This window comes from Tenacibaculum ovolyticum DSM 18103 (genome assembly GCF_000430545.1).
Classification (GTDB): domain Bacteria; phylum Bacteroidota; class Bacteroidia; order Flavobacteriales; family Flavobacteriaceae; genus Polaribacter; species Polaribacter ovolyticus.
On record NZ_AUMF01000013.1, the window covers coordinates 171,128 to 191,236 of the forward strand.

Sequence of the window (20,109 nt, forward strand, 5' to 3'; positions counted from 1 at the left end):
CCACATTTTTATAAAATGTGGTGCTTTTTATTTTACTTATTATTTATTATGTTACGAAGCTGCTCTTAATTTCTTTAAAGCTGACTTTGTTATTTTAGCTTCTGCATATTCTCTTGTTACTCTTAATTCTTTTTCATCAGAACTAGGCATATCATACATCGCATCAGTTAATATCGCTTCACATAACGAACGTAATCCACGAGCTCCTAACTTATACTCTACTGCTTTATCTACAATAAACTGTAGCGCTTCTTCAGTTAAAGTAAACTCAACATCGTCCATCGCAAATAACTTTGTGTATTGCTTTATAATAGAGTTTTTAGGTTCTGTTAAGATTGCTCGTAATGTTTTTGCGTCTAACGGATTCATATAACTTAATACAGGTAGACGTCCAATAATTTCAGGTATTAATCCAAAAGATTTTAAATCAGATGGAATAATGTATTGTAACAAATTACTTTCATCAACACTATCTTCATCAATTGATGCACTATAACCAACAGCTTGCATATTTAAACGCTTACTAATAATTCTATCAATTCCTGAAAAAGCACCACCTGCAATAAATAAAATATCTTTAGTATTTACTTCTATAAATTTTTGATCTGGATGCTTTCTTCCTCCTTTAGGAGCAACATTTACAACCGAACCTTCTAAAAGCTTTAATAATGCTTGCTGAACACCTTCTCCTGAGACATCACGAGTAATTGATGGATTATCACCTTTACGAGCTATTTTATCTATTTCATCGATAAAAACAATTCCTCGTTCAGCCTTATCCACTTCATAATCTGCTGCTTGTAGTAAACGACTTAAAATACTTTCTACATCTTCACCTACATATCCTGCTTGTGTTAAAACAGTTGCATCAACAATAGAAAATGGTACGTTTAACATTTTAGCAATTGTACGAGCTATTAATGTTTTACCCGTACCTGTTTCTCCTACTAAAATGATATTCGATTTTTCAATCTCTACCTCATCTACTTCATCTTTCTCTTGCAATAATCGTTTATAGTGATTATATACAGCTACAGACATACCTCTTTTAGTTTCGGTTTGCCCTATGATATATTCATCTAAAAAAGCCTTAATTTGTTTTGGCTTATTTAAAGTTAAATCTTTAGACAAGCTATCTGTTTTAGCTTCTGCAACTTCTTCTTCTACAATTCCGTGAGCTTGCTCAATACACTTATCACATATATGAGCATCCATACCAGCGATTAATAAATCTGTTTCTGGTTTTTTACGCCCACAAAAGGAACATTCTAAGTTTTCTTCTTTCGACATTATATTATACTAACTTGTTATTCTCTACTATCACGAAAATAAAAAACGCCATTATTATCTTTTTAATTAATAAAAAGTTACCTCGTTTTATTCGCAATCACGAAAAATTATTTTCTTTTTAAAATTTCATCCACCATTCCGTAAGCTTTCGCTTCGTCTGCCTTCATCCAATAATCTCTATCAGAATCTTCTTGTACTTTTTCGAAAGGTTGTCCTGAGTGATCAGAAATAATGTTATATAATTCTGTTTTTAATTTACCTATTTCTTTTACTGTAATTTCCATATCAGATGCTTGTCCTTGCGCACCTCCCATTGGTTGGTGAATCATAATACGTGAATGTGGCAAAGCAGAACGTTTTCCTTTTGCTCCTGCACACATTAAAACAGCTCCCATAGATGCTGCCATACCTGTACAAATTGTTGCTACATCTGGCTTAATAAACTGCATCGTATCGTAAATACCTAAACCTGCATAAACGCCACCTCCTGGTGAATTAATATAAATTGAAATATCTTTATTCGCATCTACACTTTCTAAAAACAATAATTGTGCTTGAATTACATTAGCTACTTGATCATTAACACCAGTACCTAAAAAAATAATTCTATCCATCATTAAACGTGAAAAAACATCCATTTGAGTAATGTTCATCTGACGCTCTTCCATAATATATGGCGTTAAACTACTTGTAATTTTACCTAAATATGTACTGTTTATACCGTGTTGCTTTGTTGCGTATTTTTCGAATTCTTTTCCGTAATCCATTTTAAAAATGTTTTTTGGGTTATAATTGTGTAAATATAAGAACTATTTAGTTATTATACAGCTACCATTTGTGGCAAAAAAAACCTGAATGTAAATTCAGGTTTTTAATTTATAATCAGTTAATAAACTGTTATTTATATACTTCTTTAATAAAGTCTTCGTAAGAAAGCTCTTTAGAGTCAAAACTCATATTCTCTTTATAAAAAGCTAATAATTTTTGGCTAATTAATTGAGATTGTAATTTTTGAGCTTCTTCTTGATTTTGTAAAACTCTACCTGCGATATCGTCTAATTCTTTCTCTTCTGGATTCATATTACCAAACTGAGCCATTTGCGAACGGATAAATCCTTTTGCATAGTCTACTAATTCAGCATAATCAATTTTAACATCGTTATCTTTCATAATCTTTCCTTCGATTAATTGATAACGTAATCCTTTTTCAGATTTATTATACTCTTCAACAGCTTCTTCTGCTGTTAACTGCTTTTCACCAGCAGTTTGTAACCATTTTTGTAAAAATGCTGTTGGTAAATCGAATTTTGTATTTTCTACTAAATTCTCAGTAATTGCGTTTAACAACTGCTGATCTCCTTGTTGTTGAAATTGCTTTTCAGCATCTTCTTTAATTTTTTCTTTTAATTCAGATACAGTACTTACACTTCCGTCTGCAAACAACTTATCAAATAATTCTTTATCTAATTCAGCTGCTTCAGTTTTAGTAACTTCTTCAATTGTAAAAGAAACAACAACATCTAAATCGTGAGTTTCATCGTGAGACACACCTAAAACATGTTGTAATTTGTGCTCATCTTCGAATAAACCTTTTGTTTTTAACTCTAAAACATCTCCTACTTTAGCACCAACAAACTTCTTTAAGTTTGTTTTACCTTTAAAATCTTTTACAGAAACAGTAGCTTTCTTCTCTATTTCTTTTTCTTCGTTTACAAATGTACCAGTTACATTCGCTTCGTCATTCGCTTCGTCTAATGGCAATACTTTACCATAACGAGTTTGAATATTTTCTACTTCTTTATCAATTAACTCGTCTGTTGCAACGATATTATATTGAGTAACTTTATTTTTAGGCTTTAAGTTTACATCAAACTCTGGAGCTAACCCTAATTCGAATTCAAAAGAAAACTTTTCAGCATCCCAGTTAAAATCATCTTTAATTCTTGGTAATGGGTTACCTAAAATATCTAACTTTTCTTCTGCTAAATATTTATTTAATGATTCTTGTAAAAGCTTGTTTACCTCATCAATCATTATCGATTTTCCGTATTGCTTTTTTACCATTCCCATTGGTACCTGACCTTTTCTAAATCCTGGAATGTTCGCCGTTTTACGGTAATCGTTTAATTGCTTTGTTACTTTAGCTTGATAATCTTCAGCAACTATATCAACTTTTACCACTGCGTTTAACGCATCTACGTTTTCTTTTGTAATATTCATCTTAAAATCTGTTTCTTTAAAATCGGGTGCAAAAATAGGCTATTTTTACCTTTTTTGCAAAGGGTTTAACTCTTTCGTTTTCAGTTATTTTTTGTCTTCTTTTAATAGCGAAAACAAAAATGACCTAAATATTGATAACAACACACTAAATAAAAATGCTGTAAAAAATCCGTTAACTACAAAACCTGTAACTAAGTTTCCTGCTAACAATATAATTACTGCGTTAATAACAAACAAAAACAGCCCTAAGGTTATAATAGTTGCTGGCAATGTAAAAAACACCAATAATGGGCGTACAAACATATTTAATAACGATATCGTTATTGCGACTATAACTGCCGTCGTGTAACTATTAACAGTAATACCTGGCAATATATTTGCAAGTATAATAACTGCTAATGCTGTTAATAAAATTTTTAAAAATAATTTCATTTGTTTTGTTTAAATTATCGTTTATACAAGCAGTAAAGCATTTTTTAATCTATGTTTTAGATTAACTCACTTATCTCACAGTAACGTGTTACACAATGCGATAACCATACCAAATGAAAAACCCTGAAATTTTGGCAGATTGTTTAAAAAAACAGCTTGATTCACGCCTCTTTCTAGTAATTTTGCCATTATTAAATTTAGTTTCATTATTGAAAGACTACATTCTAAATATTATTTAAAAGGGATAAAAAATGGAAATAAATGAATTGTACAACTTGATAATTGAGGCATTTGAAATGCCAATATCATACTTCACTAGCTCTAAAAAGAGGATATATTATCTATATTTAATTTCCTCTACTCTAATGGCATATTATATATATTCTAAATCAAAGAGCAAGAGTACCTTTATTAAATATCTGTTACCAAAAAGCATCTGGTTAAGTAAATCGGCATTCGTTGATTACTTAATGATCTTTTTTAATAGTTTTATTAAATTAACAGTTATTATACCCTACCTTATTTTCGGGTTATACATTGCCTTTTACACAAATGAATATTTACTTAAATTTTTCGGATATCCCTCATTTAGTTTAACCCAAACACAAACCATAGTATTCTATACAATCACCCTTACTCTAATAGGAGACCTAGCATCTTACCTAATTCACTTACTAATGCATAAAATTCCTTTTTTATGGGAATTCCACAAAGTACATCACTCTGCTACTAAACTAACTCCTATTACTCAATACAGAATTCACCCAATAGAATTAATTATTAACAACTTAAAAGGGATTTTAATTTTTGGTGTTTTAACTGGAATATTTGATTATTTATCAGACAATCAAGTTCATAAAATAATATTTCTAGGGGTAAATATTTTCGGCTTTATTTTTATGCTTTTCGGAGCAAACCTTAGACATTCTCATATTGAATTTAAGTACCCGAGCTTTTTAGAAAAAATCTTCATAAGCCCTTTTCAACATCAGATTCACCATAGCAACAACCCTAAACACTACGATAAGAATTTAGGATCAAAATTTGCAATTTGGGACTTAATGTTTGGAACACTAATCTTATCAAAAACTACAAAAAATTTAAAATTTGGATTAGGCAATGAAGATAATAATTATGATACTTTTTTGAAAAATTTACTCACACCTTTTGTGAATTTTTTCAAACTAATAAAAAAAAACTTCATTAAAAAACCTCAATAAAACTACTTTAAAAACTTAATAAAAACATAAAAAAAAGAGGCTTTTCTTAAAGTCAGTTAAAAAAGCTATAGCTCTAATAAAAAGAAACTTACAATCATTAAAAAGTTTTTTATTTGTCTCGAATAAATAAATTTTTAAATTATGAAAAAAAACACTATTACTAACATTAATTACTGCTTTTGGTTTTGTAAACATGAATGCACAAAATATTGAATTTGGAGTAAAAGGAGGGCTTAATTTTGCAGATATTAGAAGTAACAATGCTAACAACGCAAAAACTGTAACTGCTTTTAATTTTGGAGCTATGGCTGAAATTTCAATTACAGATAAATTTTCCTTTCAACCAGAATTAATTTTTTCTGGCCAAGGATTCAGTATTGGAGATGATGTAATTGCTTTGAATTACCTAAGCCTACCTTTAATGGCTAAATATTATGCCACGGAAAGATTTAGTTTAGAAGTTGGACCACAGGTTGGTTATTTACTTTCTGCCAAAAGAGAAAGTACCGATATTAAGAGCAACTTTAAAGATGTAGATTTTGGCGTTAATATGGGAATCGGATACAAATTAGATAACGGCCTTAATTTTGGGGCACGTTATAACTTAGGTCTATCAAACATCAACAACATAGATAAAACTACTGATAAAATTAAGAGTGGTGTACTTCAACTTTCTATTGGTTACTTTTTCTAAAATCTTAACACGCTAAAAACCGAAGTAAATTTACTTCGGTTTTAATTATTTTATTTAATAAAAGCAATAACTTCAGCATAAAAATCCACTGGATTTTCAGCATGTAACCAATGACCTGCTTTTCTTATTGATTTAATAGTCGAATTCGGAAAGTGCGCCTCAATAATTGGTTCTTCATTTACAGAAATATAACCTGAATTCTCACCTTTTAAAAACAAGGTATCACCTTCAAAAACGGTAAAAGAAGGCAACGCCTCTCCAACTTCATTATTATTTTCAGTTAATGATTTTAAATTAAAACGAAACGCTAACTCGTCTTTTGTTTTTCTATACACACTTTTTAACAAAAACTGTCGTATACCTACTTCTGAAATTAATTCTGACAATTTTCCATCAATCAACTTACGTGAATTCTGTATAGTAAAATTCACTGAATTTAACGCCTTTAAAATATCGTGATGATGTGGTGGATACATTCTCGGAGAAATATCTGCAACGATTAATTTATCCACTAATCCTGCATATTCAGTAGCAAACAACATTACTGTTTTCCCTCCCATAGAATGCCCAAGTAAGTGAATTTTTTCTAATTGATAATGCTTTATATAATTATATAAATCAGTAACCATTGACTCATAATCGAACTCATCAGAATGAAAGCTACGACCATGATTACGCTGATCTATTAAATGTACCTGAAAACCATCTTTGGCTAAAGAGTTTGCGTGAGTTTTCCAATTATCACCCATACCAAAATACCCGTGTAAAATCAACAACGGTTTTCCTTCACCTACTATTCTTGAATGTAAAATTTGCATATTATCCTAATCTATGCAAATACATATTAACAACATTCTCCAACCCTAAGTACAATGATTCTGAAATAAGTGCATGCCCAATAGAAACTTCCGCTAAATTTGGTACACTCTCTTTAAAAAATTTAATATTATCTAAACTTAAATCATGACCTGCATTAATACCTAAACCTAAATCATGCGCTAAAATAGCTGCGTCAACATAAGGTTTTACAGCCGTTTTGTTCCCTAAATCATACTGTGTAGCAAATTCTTCTGTATATAATTCAATTCTATCTGCCCCTGTTTTTGCAGCAGCTTCAATCAGTTTTAAATCTGTATCTATAAAAATTGATGTTCTAATTCCGTTATTTTTAAATTCTGAAATCACTTCTTTTAAATAAGACTGATTTATAATCGTATCCCAACCCGCGTTAGACGTTAACGTATCAACACTATCTGGAACCAACGTTACTTGAGTAGGCTTTATTTCTAAAACCATTTTCATAAATTTATCAATAGGGTTTCCTTCAATATTATACTCTGTAGTAACGATTGATTTTAAATCATACGCATCCTGATAGCGAATATGACGCTCATCTGGCCTTGGATGAATCGTAATTCCCTCAGCACCAAACCCCTCAATATCGGTAGCTACACTTAATAAATTAGGCGTGTTTCCTCCTCTAGAATTGCGCAACGTTGCAATTTTATTAATATTTACACTTAACTTAGTCATCTCATAAAATTAAGACACAAAGATAATCCATTAAAACATTTTAAACTATATTCGTAGTAATGAATATCAACGACTTTATATTAGAAGAAATAAAAGCACTTACACTAAACGACACTGTAAGATGCGCTCAACAAGTATGTGAAAATTTACCAATTACACATATTCCAATTGTTGAAGGTGGGAAATTAATTGGATGCTTACCAGAAAGTGATATCCAAACAATTGAAGACAAAGATCAAAAATTAAGTGAATACTCTTATTTACTAGATCTTTTCTACTCTAATAATAAAACCACTCTATTAGATTTAATAGTTTTGTTTGCTGACAATGACTGTAATTTAATACCCGTTTTAAACCAAGAAATGAATTATGCTGGTTACTATGAACTAAGTGACGTTTTAGATGCTTTTGCTGACAGCCCTTTCTTACATAACGAGAGTGAAACTCTAATTATAGGTAAAAATAAAAGTGATTATTCTATAGGGCAAATTGCACAGATAGTTGAAACCAATGGAGCCAAATTACTAGGCCTTTATATTTCATCTGAAAATCAAGACAATATTCAAGTTACTCTAAAAATAATAACCCAAGAAATAAACGAAGTAATTCAAACTTTTCGTAGATATGACTACAATGTCGTTACACAACATGAAGATGATTTTTATTTAGAAGAGCTAAAAGACAGAGCTTCTTATTTAAGAAAGTACTTAGACATGTAATTTACACATCAATAACCAAATATTATTAATAGTGAAAAAAGTAGCGATATACGGTCAAGCTTATAACATTTCAGCTGAAAAGGAAATTAAAATATTATTATCGGTTTTAGAGAAAAACAACATCGTTGTTTTTTTTGAAAAAGAGTTTTATGATTTACTAACTAAAAACAACTCACTAAAAAAAAAGCATCCTACTTTTTCTCATTTTAAAGATCTATCAAACTCTTTTGATATGATGTTTTCAATTGGAGGTGATGGAACTGTTTTAAGAGCCGTAACCTATATTCGCAATTTAAACATCCCTATTATAGGAATAAACACAGGCAGATTAGGTTTTTTAGCTACAGTCCAAAAAGACCAAATAGAAGAAGCGGTTCATTTATTGTTAAAACATAAGTACACTATTCAAGACAGATCTTTATTACAAATAGAAACAACTCCACAAACTAACGCTTTTAATGAACTTGACTTTGCTTTAAATGAAATAACTATTGCTCGTAGAAATACGACATCAATGATAGGTGTAAGAACATACCTAAACAAAGAATACCTAACAAATTATTGGGCAGATGGATTAATTATATCAACTCCAACAGGTTCTACAGGATATTCTTTAAGTTGTAACGGCCCTGTAATATTACCAGACTCTAAAAGTCTTGTTATTACACCAATCGCGCCACATAACTTAAATGCTAGACCAATGGTTATACCTGACAAAACTCTAATTCAACTAGAGGTTAGCGCTCGTGAAAAAGATTTCCTAATTTCGTTAGATTCTCGAATTACAACTGTTCCTGAAGGAACTAAAATTAAGATACATAAAGCAAATTTCTCGATAAAAAGTATTTTATTAGAAAATCAATCACATTTAAAAACCTTGAGAAGTAAACTTTTATGGGGAGAAGACACCCGTAATGAATCTTTATAATCAAACTCACCACAATAAATCCTTAAAAAAAAAGTTAATCAAAAAGATAGATTATTAACTTTTTAAAGCAAATTGATTTTCCTATATTTGCACGCTATTTTTATAATGAAAAATAAAATCTTATTCATATTATTTGCTATTATAGCAATTACGTTACAATCACAAACTCACGAAATTGGAATCTTCGCTGGGGGTGCTAATTATATAGGTGATGTTGGTAGAACAAACTACATTTACCCTAACAAACTAGGTGGAGGTATTGTTTATAAATACAACTTAAACCCTAGAATAGCTTTAAGAGGTACCTATACTTACATTCCTGTTTCTGGAAATGATAAAAACTCAGAAAACTTATTTCGTCAAAACAGAGGTTCTCAATTTACAAATAACATACATGAGTTTGCTGCTGGTATAGAGTTTAACTTCTTTGATTATAATATTAGCAATTACAAAACAACATTCACCCCATATATATTAGCAGAAATTGCTGCTTTTAATTACAGTAGTCCAATAGAAAGAACATCTCCAAATACTATTCGTTTAAAAAACAAATTCTCTTATTCTTTACCCGTAGGAGTTGGTATTAAAGGCCGGTTAGATGACCACTTAGCAATTGCTTTTGAAGTAGGCGCTCGCATAACCCTAATAGATGATCTAGATTTCACTACAGATAAAATAAATAGTTTAAACTTTGGAGGAACAGGAAATGACTGGTACATGTTTACTGGTTTTTCAATCGTTTATTCCTTCGGAAGACCTCCTTGTTATAAAGGATTAGCAGAATAAATATGGATGAAAAATTACAGTGCATTGACTTACAAAAAGTTCCTAATCATATTGCTATCATTATGGATGGTAATGGTAGATGGGCAAAAGGAAAAGGAATGCAACGTATTTTTGGACACAGAAATGCATTAACTGCTATTAGAGAAACAGCTGATACAGCTTCTGAAATAGGAGTAAAATTCATTACTCTTTATGCTTTCTCTACCGAAAACTGGAACAGACCAAAGCTAGAAGTAGACGCCCTAATGAGCCTACTAGTCAGCACTTTAAAAAAAGAACTTCCAGACTTTCAGCGTAAAAACGTTAAAATAAATGCTATTGGTAACATTAGTAGTTTACCTAAAAATGCTCAAAAAGTATTAGCTAGCGTTATTGAACAAACAAAAAACAATACAAAAATCACTTTAACCTTTGCTTTAAGTTACGGTTCAAGAGAAGAAATTGTTAACGCCTTCAAAAACATATCTAAAAAAGTTGTTAATAAAGAGCTAGATATTGAAAAAATAGACGAAAAAATTATAAATAACCATTTATATACATTTAATTTGCCCGACGTTGATTTAATGATACGTACAAGTGGGGAACAAAGAATCAGTAATTTTTTACTTTGGCAACTAGCATATGCTGAATTATATTTTACAGAAATATTATGGCCAGACTTTAGAAGGGAAAACCTTTTTGATGCCGTAATAGATTATCAAAACAGAGAGAGAAGATTTGGAAAAACAAGTGAACAGATTGAGACCAATGAATAAGTATTCTTATTTAGCAGTATTTTTAATCGCCTTTTTATCGGCGAACATACAAGCACAGAACACAAAAATTAAAGACAGTACTACTAGTAATAATATTATTTCCTATAAAAAAGGGGAGCAATATATACTTGGAGGAATTACAGTAACTGGCTTACAAAAATTTAGTGAACAAACTATAAGAGTCTATACAGGATTGGTTGATGGGCAACCTATAAAATTACCTGGAGATAAACTTACCAGTGCTATTAAAAAGCTTTATGAAAGCAAACAATTTAGCGAAGTAGATGTTTATCTTTCTAAAAAAGATGGTGAAACAGTATATCTGTTATTTGATGTTACTGAATTACCACAATTAACAGACGTATCTGTTTCGGGGCTAAGTAAATCAAAAGCAAAAGACTTAAAAAAAGAAACCGAATTAAAAAAAGGTGCTATGGTTACCGATAACTTAATCGTAACCACAAGAAATTACATTAAAAAAAAATATACCGATAAAGGTTTCCTTAAAACTAAAGTCTCTCTAACTACAAAGCAAGACACTTCTGACGTTAATACTGTTAGCATGGATATCTTTGTTGACAAAGGAGCTCGTATAAAAATTAAAGAAATTAATTTTGTAGGTAATAAAGCTATGTCAAGTAGTGTTTTACGTGGTGCAATGAAAAACACTAAACGTAAAATTTTTGGTCGTTTTTGGAAATCATCAAAATATATTTTAGATGATTACAAAGCTGATTTAGAAAGTATTTTAGAAAAATATAGTGAGAACGGTTATCGAGATGCACGTGTTTTATCTGACAAACTAACTTGGAATGATGACAATACAATTAATCTTGAAATAGTTTTAGAAGAAGGTCGTCAATATCGTTTTGATGACATTAAATTCGTAGGAAACAAAAAATACTCAGATCAATTCTTACATAGATTACTACGTATTGACAAAGGAGATATATACAATGGAAAAATTTTAAAAGAACGTGTTTCTGGTGACGGAACTCCTTCTTCTCAAGATATCCAAACATTATACCACAACAATGGTTATTTATTCTCTCAAATAAACGCTGTTGAAACTAAAGTTAATAACGATTCTATTACAGTAGAAGTACGTATTCGTGAAGATGACCCTGCTACAATTAAAAAAGTAACAGTAACTGGTAATGAAAAAACAAATGATCATGTAATTTTTAGAGAACTACGTGTAAAACCAGGTGATTTATTTAGTCGTCAAAATATTATAAGATCTATTCGTGAAATTGGGCAATTAGGTTTTTTCGATGCAAACGTAACTCCGGATGTTAAACCAGATTATCAAAATAAAACCGCTAACATTGATTTTTCTGTAGTAGAAAAAGGAGGAAGTCAAATTGAACTGCAAGGTGGTTACGGTGGAGGATCTTTCATTGGTACCTTAGGTTTATCTTTTAATAATTTCTCTATTAGAAATATATTTAACAAAGAAGCATACAAACCATTACCAATGGGTGACGGTCAAAAACTTTCACTTAGATTACAAGCAAGTAGAACTTATAACACCTATAGCTTTTCTTTTACAGAGCCTTGGTTAGGAGGAAAAACACCACAATCGTTATCATTTTCGGTTTACCTTTCTAATCAATACAGGTATGACTTCACAACAAATTCTGTTGATAAAAATCAAAGTTTAAGTATTCTAGGAGCTTCAATCGGTCTAGGTAAACGTTTAAAGTGGCCTGATGATTATTTTTCTTTATCTCAAAATATAAGTTACCAAAAAATTGATTTACAAAATTATGGGTACCGTGTTGGTTCATCTACTGATGTAATTAGTGATGGTAATTTAAATAATTTAGCCTATAGTATTGCTTTAAGCCGTAACTCTACAGGTCCTAGTTTAATATTCCCTTCTTATGGTTCGGAATTCACTATTAAAGCAAAAGCTACATTTCCTTATTCTTTAGTAAACGGAAAAGACTATACAGAGCCTGATTTCCCTACTAACGAAGAAAGACAAGCGTATTTGTCAGACAAATACAAATGGTTAGAATATTATAAAATATCTGCAAAAGGAAAATGGTATACATCATTATCTACAAATAATAAATTAGTGTTAATGTCTAATTTTGAAATGGGTTATTTAGGGTCATATAACAGTAAATTAGGCCTAACTCCTGTTGAAAGATACTTTGTTGGAGGTGATGGAATTGCTCAAGGACAATTAGACGGTAGAGAAACTGTTGGTTTAAGAGGTTATGAGAATAATAGAATATCATCAACTGATGGAGGTTCTATTTACAATAAATTTCAGATGGAATTACGTTATTCTATAACAGATAAACCGTCTGCTTCGATTTACACTTTAGGTTTTTTAGAAGCTGGTAATTCTTATGACAATTTTAGCGACTTTAATCCGTTTAAGTTAAAACGTTCTGCTGGATTAGGTGTTCGTATATTTATGCCTGCATTTGGTTTATTAGGTATTGATTTCGCACATGGTTTTGATCCCTTACCTGGGTTATCAGAAAAATCTGGTTGGCAAACACATTTTATTATTGGAAGACAGTTCTAAAAAACATTACATTTGTGATGTGTCTAGTTTTTTGGCACGGTTTTTTCTAAACACATTATAGCAAGATGAAAAAAAGCATTTTATCAATCGTTCTTTTACTTATTACTAGTATCACTGTTGCCCAAAAAAGTCAACGAATAGCATATATTGACATGGAGTACATTCTTCAAAATATTCCTGAATATCTAGAAGCTCAAAACTCTTTAAGTGCTAAAGTTGAAAAATGGAAAACTAAATTAGATAAAGAAGCTCGAGCTATAGAAGTTATAAAAACAGACTTAAGTAACGAAAAAGCTATTTTAACAAAAGATTTAGTTGAAGAGCGTGAAGAAGACATTACTATAAAACAAGAATCTTTAAGAAGATTAGAATCATTATACTTTGGACCTAAAGGAGATATGTATAACTTAAGACGACAATTGGTAAAACCAATTCAAGATCAAGTTTACAATGCCATTCAAACTATTGCTTCTAGAAAAAAATATGATTTTGTATTTGATAAATCTGGAGATTTAGTAATGCTATATTCAAACAAAAAACACGATATTAGCGACCTTGTTGTAAAAATGATAAATATTGATCAAAAAAGACAACAAAAAAAGGATAAGATAGCTGCTAAAAAAGAATTGCTTAAAAACGAAGGTTTAACTGATGCTCAAAAAGCACAGACAGCTAAGAAAGAAGCAATAAAAGAAAAAAAGAAAAATGATAGGTTAGCAAGAATTAAAAGAATTGAAGAAAAAAGGAAAGCTAAACTAGAAGAAAGAGCCAATGTTAGAAAGTTATTAAAAGAAAAAAGAGAAGCTTTAAGAAAAGCTCAAGAAGAAGCAAAAAAGGAAGCTGCAATAAAAAAGAGTAAATAAATCAAGAATAGAGAGTATAAATTAAATTAAAACAAAGATGAAACATTTTAAAACCTTATTATTAGTTGCTATTTTCACAATTGGATTAGGTGGTATTGCAAACGCACAAAAAACAGCACATATAAACACAGACTTATTATTATCTGAAATGCCTGCTACAAAAGCGATGAAGGCTGAATTAGAAAAACTAAGCAAGACTTATCGTGATGATATTGAAGCTATGTACAAAAAACTAGATGCTAAATTTAAAAAATATGATGCTGAAGGTAAAAGTCAAACACAGGAAGTAAATCAAAAAAGAGCTGCAGAAGTTCAACAAGATAAAGTAAGAATTCAAAAAGCTGAGCAAACTGCTAGTCAGCAAATGCAAAAGAAATATCAAGAGAAAACAATTCCTCTTTTAAAGAAAGCTGAAGATGCTATTAAAGCAGTTGCTGCTGAAAAAGGAATTATCTATGTATTTGATGCTTCTCCAGGAAAAGGATTAATCGTTTACGACAAAGGAGAAAATATTTTAAATGCTGTAAAAGCGAAATTAGGATTCTAATAAAATCTTAAAAATAATTATATAAAAATCCTGCTGAAAATTCAGCAGGATTTTTATTTTTGCTATATATGATTAGAAAACAACAGCAACCTATAGGTATTTTTGACTCTGGTATTGGAGGTACATCTATTTGGAAAGAAATTCATGCCTTACTACCAAATGAAAGTACTATTTACTTATCTGATAGTAAAAATGCACCATATGGTCAAAAAACAAAAAATGAAATTCTAGATTTATCTATAAAAAACACAGAATTTTTAATAAACAAAGGTTGTAAGATAATAGTAGTCGCTTGTAATACTGCAACCACAAATGCTATTGAATATTTAAGAAAAAACTACGACATTCCTTTTATAGGGATTGAGCCTGCAATTAAATCGGCATCTCTAAAAACTAAAACAAAAAACATAGGCATACTAGCTACTAAAGGAACTCTTAATAGTACTTTATTTGAAAAGACATCTGCTAACATTAATAGCAATATTCTTATCATAGAACAAATTGGTAATGGTTTAGTTGAACTTATTGAAACTGGAAAAATGTATTCAATAGAAATGACTGAGCTATTAAAAGAATATTTAAGTTTAATGATTTCTTCTAAATGTGATTGTATTGTATTAGGATGTACCCATTACCCATATTTGATTCCACAAATAAAAAATATTGTAGGAAATAATGTTACAATTATTGATTCTGGAGAAGCCGTAGCAAAACAAACAAAGAAAATTTTAATAGAAAACAATTTATATTCTATTTCAAAAAAAAATACAACAAACACCTTTTACATCAATAAAGAAGAAAATATTTTAGCCTTAATTTTAAACGAATATAAAGATGCTATTATTGAAAATTTTGACTTTTAGAAACTACCATTAATATTAGGACAAGCGGAAGCTCTACGTTTTCTACATAAAATATCCATACCAAAAGATACTTGATGAAAACCACCATTAGAAAAAACAACATCTCCACTTTGCTGCGTATACGTATATGCAAACATTAGTTTCTTGTAGTTTAAACCTATAATTGGTGTAATATAATTAGCATCACCAAAAACACTACTATCTAAACTTCTTCTATAAGATAAAGCAGCCCAAAGTTGGCTTGTTTTAAACTTTTTATAAACTTTAAAATTAAGATCACCTATTTTCTCTCCTGTTTCTGCTTTATATTGCAGCATTAATGATGGTTCAAATTGGAGTTTATCTTCATCACCAAAAAAGTAACTCGCTCCAAAAATATAATTTCTTAAATTAAGTGATTCATAATTAGAGTTTAAATTATTCTTTGCAGAAAGCAGTATATTTTTTATTGTTAAATATGATGAAAAACCTTTAAAATGGTATGCCATTCCAAAATCTGCATTAAAGTAAAAATCACTTTCAATTACCTGACTTACATCTCCACCACCAAACGTAGTTTGATCTACTTCATTTTGCACCATTGCCATTGAAAGTCCAAATGATAATTGTTTAAACAGGTTCTCATTTCCCATATCCAAATGATATGTATAACTACCCTGTAAACCTTTTTGAGAGTGGTAACCGTTACGGTCATTAAATAGTATAAGCCCATACCCCGCTTTAGAATTCTCATTAAATTTTGCATGAAAACTTACAGTTTGTAATGACGGAGCATCCTTTACACCAATCCATTGTTGGCGCGCTGTAAAACGTATCTTACCACAGTCACCTATTCCTGCTGCAGCCGGATGTAATAAATAAACATTATCAGACAAATAATCTGCGTAGATAGGTAATGTTTCTTGTGCAGATATATTTAATATTAATAAAAAAGAAAATAGTATTGTAATATTTTTCATAATTTTGTTTGATAAAATAGCTGTCAAATATAGACAAGTGAAGCAAGAAAGCCTATACCTTTTAAAAAAAGTAGATATATTAATTATTTAATCTATAATTTGAAGGTGTTATCTTCTTTAACTCCTTAAACTTTCTATTAAAGTTAGATATATTTTTAAACCCTGATCTTTCTGATACATCAATAATTGAATAATCTTTATTTTGTAATAACCTACATGCATTTTCTACTCTAAGTTCATTTAAAAAAGTGAAAAAAGTTTTATTCGTTCTTTGTTTAAAATACCTGCAAAAAGCATTAGATGTCATATTTGCGATCTCTGCTATATCGTCTAGTTCTATTTTTTTGTTAAAATTTTGCAATGTATAATCCATTATATTTCGCATTCGTTTACCTTCATTATCAGTATACTTTTTTTCATATATAAAAGATGAGAGAGATTCTACCTTAGAACTTGAAATAATAGTTAACATCTTAATAAAAACAGTAAACTTTACTAAATCCCTACTTTTTTGTAACTTAAAAAAAAGCTTTGTTATTTTTACTTTGTTATTTTTAACCCTAAAACTGTTTTTAGATTTACTAAAAAAAGGTGCTATCTCTTTAAAATCATCCAATTCAAAAAAAGTTTCACCAAATGACTTTTTAGTAAAAAAAAGCGAAATCATGGATGAATTTTTAATTACTGAATTATCACTTTTAAAAACATGAGGTTGTCTACTTCCTATTACCAGAATATCATTAGAATGGTATTCATTAACTGTATCACCAACAATTAAAGTACCTTCACCCTTAATAATATAACACAACTGCACTTCTTCATGCTCATGATACTTATCATAAAAAAAAGCTCCATTATCTTCTTGATAAATCAGTCCTAAATTTTTAGTCTTTGGTATTTTAAATGGTAAAACCTTCATAGAAATGGGTAATATTTTAAACAAATCTATGATATATTAACATTACAAACACTATAAATAAACGTTAAGGGTAATATAGTATATGTTATGGTTAAAAAACAAACAATAAACTCAGTAAATCAACTATAACTTTGCCTTAAAAAACAAACAATGAGTACTATACAATGGAATGGTGTTATGCCAGCAGTTACAACTAAATTTACAGATAACGATACGTTAGATTTAGTAAATTTTGAAGTAAATATTAAAGCTCAGTTAGACGCAGGTGTTAACGGTATTATTTTAGGAGGAACACTTGGTGAAGCTAGTACGCTTACAGATGATGAAAAAAGAGTAATCGTAAGAAAAGCTGTAGAAGTTGTTAACGGTAAAGTACCAGTAATAATGAATATTGCAGAACAAACTACAGTCGCAGCAATCGACGCAGCTAGAAAAGCAAAGGAAGACGGAGCACTAGGCTTAATGATGTTACCTCCAATGCGATATAAAGCTGACGATAGAGAAACTACGACCTATTTTAAAAAAGTAGCAAACAGTACTACATTACCAATTATGGTATATAACAACCCTGTTGATTACGGTATTGAGGTTACTTTAGATATGTTTGAAGAATTATTGCGTGATTGTCCAAACATTCAAGCAGTAAAAGAATCTACAAGAGATTTATCTAATATTACTCGTATTAAAAATCGCTTTGGAGATCGTTTAGCTATCTTATCAGGAGTTGACACTTTAGCTTTAGAAAGTATTTTCATGGGCGCTGATGGATGGGTTGCTGGTTTAGTTTGTGCTTTTCCGGCAGAAACAGTAGCTATTTTCAACTTAGCAAAAGCTGGAAGAACTGAAGAAGCAATTGAAATTTACCGTTGGTTCTTACCTTTATTAGAACTAGACATTAATTCTAAATTAGTTCAAAACATTAAATTAGCAGAGGTAGCTACAGGTATTGGTACTGAAAATGTACGTGAACCACGTTTACCTTTAATTGGTGAAGAAAGAGAGAGAGTTTTAGCTATTATTGAAAATGGATTAAAAACGAGACCTACTTTACCTGAATATAAAGAATTAGCTATAATGGCTTAATCTAAAACTTTAAAATATAATTAATCTTAAATTTAAGATTAATTATATTTTAAAGTTACATATTTATAAAGTACACCTTAACAAATCATTGCTTCATTTTTAGGCAATGATTTTGCAGGTTTCAACAAAATGTATAAATCTCATTAAGTGTAAAACACATTTAAAAAAATAAATCTAATGATTACAGGAAAAAATTATATAGGAAATCAATTAAAAGCTGAAGGAACTACTACTCATAAAACTGTAAATCCGAAGTTAAACACACAAAATTCAACACCTTTTTTCCAAGCAACTTTAAATGAAGTTAATGAAGCAGTAGAATTAGCTGATAGTGCCTTTAAAGTATATAGAAATATATCTGGGAAGCAAAGAGCTGCTTTTTTAAATGCAATAGCAGATGAAATACTAGCTTTAGATTCAGAATTAACTGATATGTATATGTCAGAATCTGGTTTACCAGAAGGAAGAGCACAAGGAGAAAGAGGAAGAACCATTGGTCAATTAAGAGCTTTTGCTGACTTAATTTTAAAAGATGAATGGAGAAATGTTACCATTGACGAAGCAATTCCAACAAGACAACCATTACCTAAGTCAGATATTAGAAAAACATCAATTCCATTAGGACCTGTTGTTGTATTTGCTGCAAGTAATTTTCCTTTAGCTTTTTCAACGGCTGGTGGTGATACAGCAAGTGCCTTAGCATCAGGTTGCCCAGTAATTGTAAAATCACACGCAATGCACTCTGGAACAGGTGAATTGGTAGCTTCAGCTATTATTAAAGCAGCTGAAAAAACAGGGATGCCAAATGGTGTGTTTTCAAACATTACTGGAAGCGGAAGAGTTGTTGGTACAGCATTAGTTAAGCACCCTAAAGTAAAAGCTGTTGGCTTTACAGGGAGTATTGCTGGCGGTAGAGCTCTTTATAACTTAGCTGCAGAAAGAAATGAACCAATTCCAGTATTTGCTGAAATGGGAAGTATCAACCCTGTAGTAGTAATGCCAAATGTAATTGAAAGAAAATCTGCTGAAACAGCAACTACTTATGCAGGTTCAATAACTGTAGGAACAGGGCAATTTTGTACTAACCCAGGTTTATTGTTAACACTTGCTGGTGATAAAACAGATGCTTTTGTTAAAGATTTAGCAGAAAAAACGATAGCAATTGCACCACAATGTATGTTACACCCAAATATTAAGGATGGTTTTATATCAAACGGAGCGGTAGTTACTTCTCAGCCAGGTGTAGAAATTGTAGGTCAAATAACAGATAATATTGAAGACAACTTTGCTGCCTCAACAATATGTACTGTATCTGGTTCTAACTTTTTAGCAAATCCAAAAATGCATACCGAAGTTTTCGGACCTTTTTCTTTAGTTGTTAAAGCAAAAAACCAAGCCGAGTTGGTAGAAGTTATTGATAGCTTAGAAGGTCAACTAACGGGAACAGTATTAGCTGAAAAAGAAGATTTCTCTGAACTACCAATAATAGCAGATGCATTACAAGCTAAAGTAGGTAGAATTATTTTTAACGGAGTGCCTACAGGTGTAGAAGTTTGTGAATCAATGACACACGGTGGACCATACCCTGCATCATCTGACTCTAGGTTTACAGCCGTTGGTTTAGGTGCTATAAAAAGATGGATAAGACCTTTTAGTTTTCAAGATTGGCCAACTGAATTGTTACCAACAGAATTAAGAAACTAAAAATTATTTTGTTATTAATAGTAACTTTATAAAACGACGAGTACAATAA

General features: G+C 30.4%; 20 protein-coding genes. 12 read left to right on the top strand and 8 right to left on the bottom strand.

Annotation, left to right across the window (positions count from 1 at the left end):
* Positions 1-51: 51 nt before the first annotated feature.
* The 4 genes from clpX to H518_RS0104375 form a co-directional block, all read right to left on the bottom strand.
* A complete protein-coding gene (gene clpX / locus H518_RS0104360; protein ID WP_028887931.1) occupies positions 52-1,290 on the bottom strand; it encodes an ATP-dependent Clp protease ATP-binding subunit ClpX in 1,239 nt (412 codons plus the stop codon).
* A gap of 107 nt (positions 1,291-1,397) precedes the next feature.
* Entirely contained in the window at positions 1,398-2,057 is a 660-nt protein-coding gene (gene clpP, locus H518_RS0104365) for an ATP-dependent Clp endopeptidase proteolytic subunit ClpP (protein ID WP_028887932.1), read from the bottom strand.
* A gap of 130 nt (positions 2,058-2,187) precedes the next feature.
* Positions 2,188-3,510, bottom strand: coding sequence for a trigger factor (gene tig / locus H518_RS0104370; RefSeq protein WP_028887933.1), 1,323 nt, complete (start codon positions 3,508-3,510; stop codon positions 2,188-2,190).
* Positions 3,511-3,594: 84 nt separating this feature from the next.
* On the bottom strand, positions 3,595-3,942 hold the full coding sequence (locus H518_RS0104375; RefSeq protein ID WP_028887934.1) for a phage holin family protein: 348 nt from the start codon (positions 3,940-3,942) through the stop codon (positions 3,595-3,597).
* Positions 3,943-4,412: 470 nt separating this feature from the next.
* Here H518_RS0104375 and H518_RS21390 point away from each other — a divergent pair, with 470 nt between their 5' ends.
* Both H518_RS21390 and H518_RS0104390 read left to right on the top strand, forming a co-directional pair.
* Positions 4,413-5,162 (top strand): sterol desaturase family protein, encoded by a 750-nt coding sequence (locus tag H518_RS21390; RefSeq protein WP_262509208.1) that lies wholly within the window; start codon positions 4,413-4,415, stop codon positions 5,160-5,162.
* Between the two features lie 169 nt (positions 5,163-5,331).
* Positions 5,332-5,856: a porin family protein gene (locus H518_RS0104390; RefSeq protein WP_028887937.1), complete on the top strand. Its 525-nt coding sequence runs from the start codon at positions 5,332-5,334 to the stop codon at positions 5,854-5,856.
* A gap of 50 nt (positions 5,857-5,906) precedes the next feature.
* Here H518_RS0104390 and H518_RS0104395 read toward each other — a convergent pair whose 3' ends face one another.
* Both H518_RS0104395 and H518_RS0104400 read right to left on the bottom strand, forming a co-directional pair.
* Positions 5,907-6,674, bottom strand: coding sequence for an alpha/beta fold hydrolase (locus H518_RS0104395; protein ID WP_028887938.1), 768 nt, complete (start codon positions 6,672-6,674; stop codon positions 5,907-5,909).
* Between the two features lies 1 nt (position 6,675).
* The gene (locus tag H518_RS0104400; RefSeq protein ID WP_028887939.1) at positions 6,676-7,389 is read right to left on the bottom strand and encodes a pyridoxine 5'-phosphate synthase; all 714 of its coding nucleotides are present in this window, start codon (positions 7,387-7,389) and stop codon (positions 6,676-6,678) included.
* Positions 7,390-7,448: 59 nt separating this feature from the next.
* Between H518_RS0104400 and H518_RS0104405 the strand changes: the two genes are divergently transcribed.
* The 8 genes from H518_RS0104405 to murI all read left to right on the top strand — a co-directional run bounded on the left by H518_RS0104405 (position 7,449) and on the right by murI (position 15,395).
* The gene (locus H518_RS0104405) at positions 7,449-8,108 is read left to right on the top strand and encodes a CBS domain-containing protein (RefSeq protein WP_028887940.1); all 660 of its coding nucleotides are present in this window, start codon (positions 7,449-7,451) and stop codon (positions 8,106-8,108) included.
* Positions 8,109-8,139: 31 nt separating this feature from the next.
* A complete protein-coding gene (locus H518_RS0104410; RefSeq protein ID WP_028887941.1) occupies positions 8,140-9,036 on the top strand; it encodes an NAD kinase in 897 nt (298 codons plus the stop codon).
* 105 nt (positions 9,037-9,141) lie between these two features.
* On the top strand, positions 9,142-9,822 hold the full coding sequence (porG, locus tag H518_RS0104415) for a type IX secretion system protein PorG (RefSeq protein WP_028887942.1): 681 nt from the start codon (positions 9,142-9,144) through the stop codon (positions 9,820-9,822).
* Positions 9,823-9,824: 2 nt separating this feature from the next.
* Positions 9,825-10,577, top strand: coding sequence for an isoprenyl transferase (locus H518_RS0104420; RefSeq protein ID WP_028887943.1), 753 nt, complete (start codon positions 9,825-9,827; stop codon positions 10,575-10,577).
* The gene (gene bamA / locus H518_RS0104425) at positions 10,570-13,122 is read left to right on the top strand and encodes an outer membrane protein assembly factor BamA (RefSeq protein ID WP_043706459.1); all 2,553 of its coding nucleotides are present in this window, start codon (positions 10,570-10,572) and stop codon (positions 13,120-13,122) included. Before H518_RS0104420 ends, bamA begins: the two co-directional genes overlap by 8 nt.
* 65 nt (positions 13,123-13,187) lie before the next feature.
* Positions 13,188-13,985: an OmpH family outer membrane protein gene (locus H518_RS0104430; protein WP_028887945.1), complete on the top strand. Its 798-nt coding sequence runs from the start codon at positions 13,188-13,190 to the stop codon at positions 13,983-13,985.
* A 37-nt stretch (positions 13,986-14,022) separates the two neighbouring features.
* Positions 14,023-14,532, top strand: a complete 510-nt coding sequence (locus tag H518_RS0104435) for an OmpH family outer membrane protein (RefSeq protein WP_028887946.1) — start codon at positions 14,023-14,025, stop codon at positions 14,530-14,532.
* A gap of 68 nt (positions 14,533-14,600) precedes the next feature.
* Entirely contained in the window at positions 14,601-15,395 is a 795-nt protein-coding gene (gene murI / locus H518_RS0104440; protein WP_028887947.1) for a glutamate racemase, read from the top strand.
* On the opposite strand, the gene H518_RS0104445 is transcribed toward murI, so the two are convergent.
* Both H518_RS0104445 and H518_RS0104450 read right to left on the bottom strand, forming a co-directional pair.
* A complete protein-coding gene (locus tag H518_RS0104445; RefSeq protein ID WP_028887948.1) occupies positions 15,392-16,354 on the bottom strand; it encodes a PorP/SprF family type IX secretion system membrane protein in 963 nt (320 codons plus the stop codon). The genes murI and H518_RS0104445 overlap by 4 nt on opposite strands.
* Positions 16,355-16,433: 79 nt before the next feature.
* Positions 16,434-17,273: an AraC family transcriptional regulator gene (locus H518_RS0104450; RefSeq protein WP_028887949.1), complete on the bottom strand. Its 840-nt coding sequence runs from the start codon at positions 17,271-17,273 to the stop codon at positions 16,434-16,436.
* A gap of 150 nt (positions 17,274-17,423) precedes the next feature.
* Between H518_RS0104450 and H518_RS0104455 the strand changes: the two genes are divergently transcribed.
* Positions 17,424-18,356 carry a dihydrodipicolinate synthase family protein gene (locus H518_RS0104455; protein WP_028887950.1) on the top strand — a complete coding sequence of 311 codons (933 nt, stop codon included), beginning with the start codon at positions 17,424-17,426 and terminating at the stop codon, positions 18,354-18,356.
* Positions 18,357-18,533: 177 nt separating this feature from the next.
* Entirely contained in the window at positions 18,534-20,060 is a 1,527-nt protein-coding gene (locus H518_RS0104460) for an aldehyde dehydrogenase (NADP(+)) (RefSeq protein ID WP_028887951.1), read from the top strand.
* The last annotated feature ends 49 nt before the right edge of the window (positions 20,061-20,109 follow it).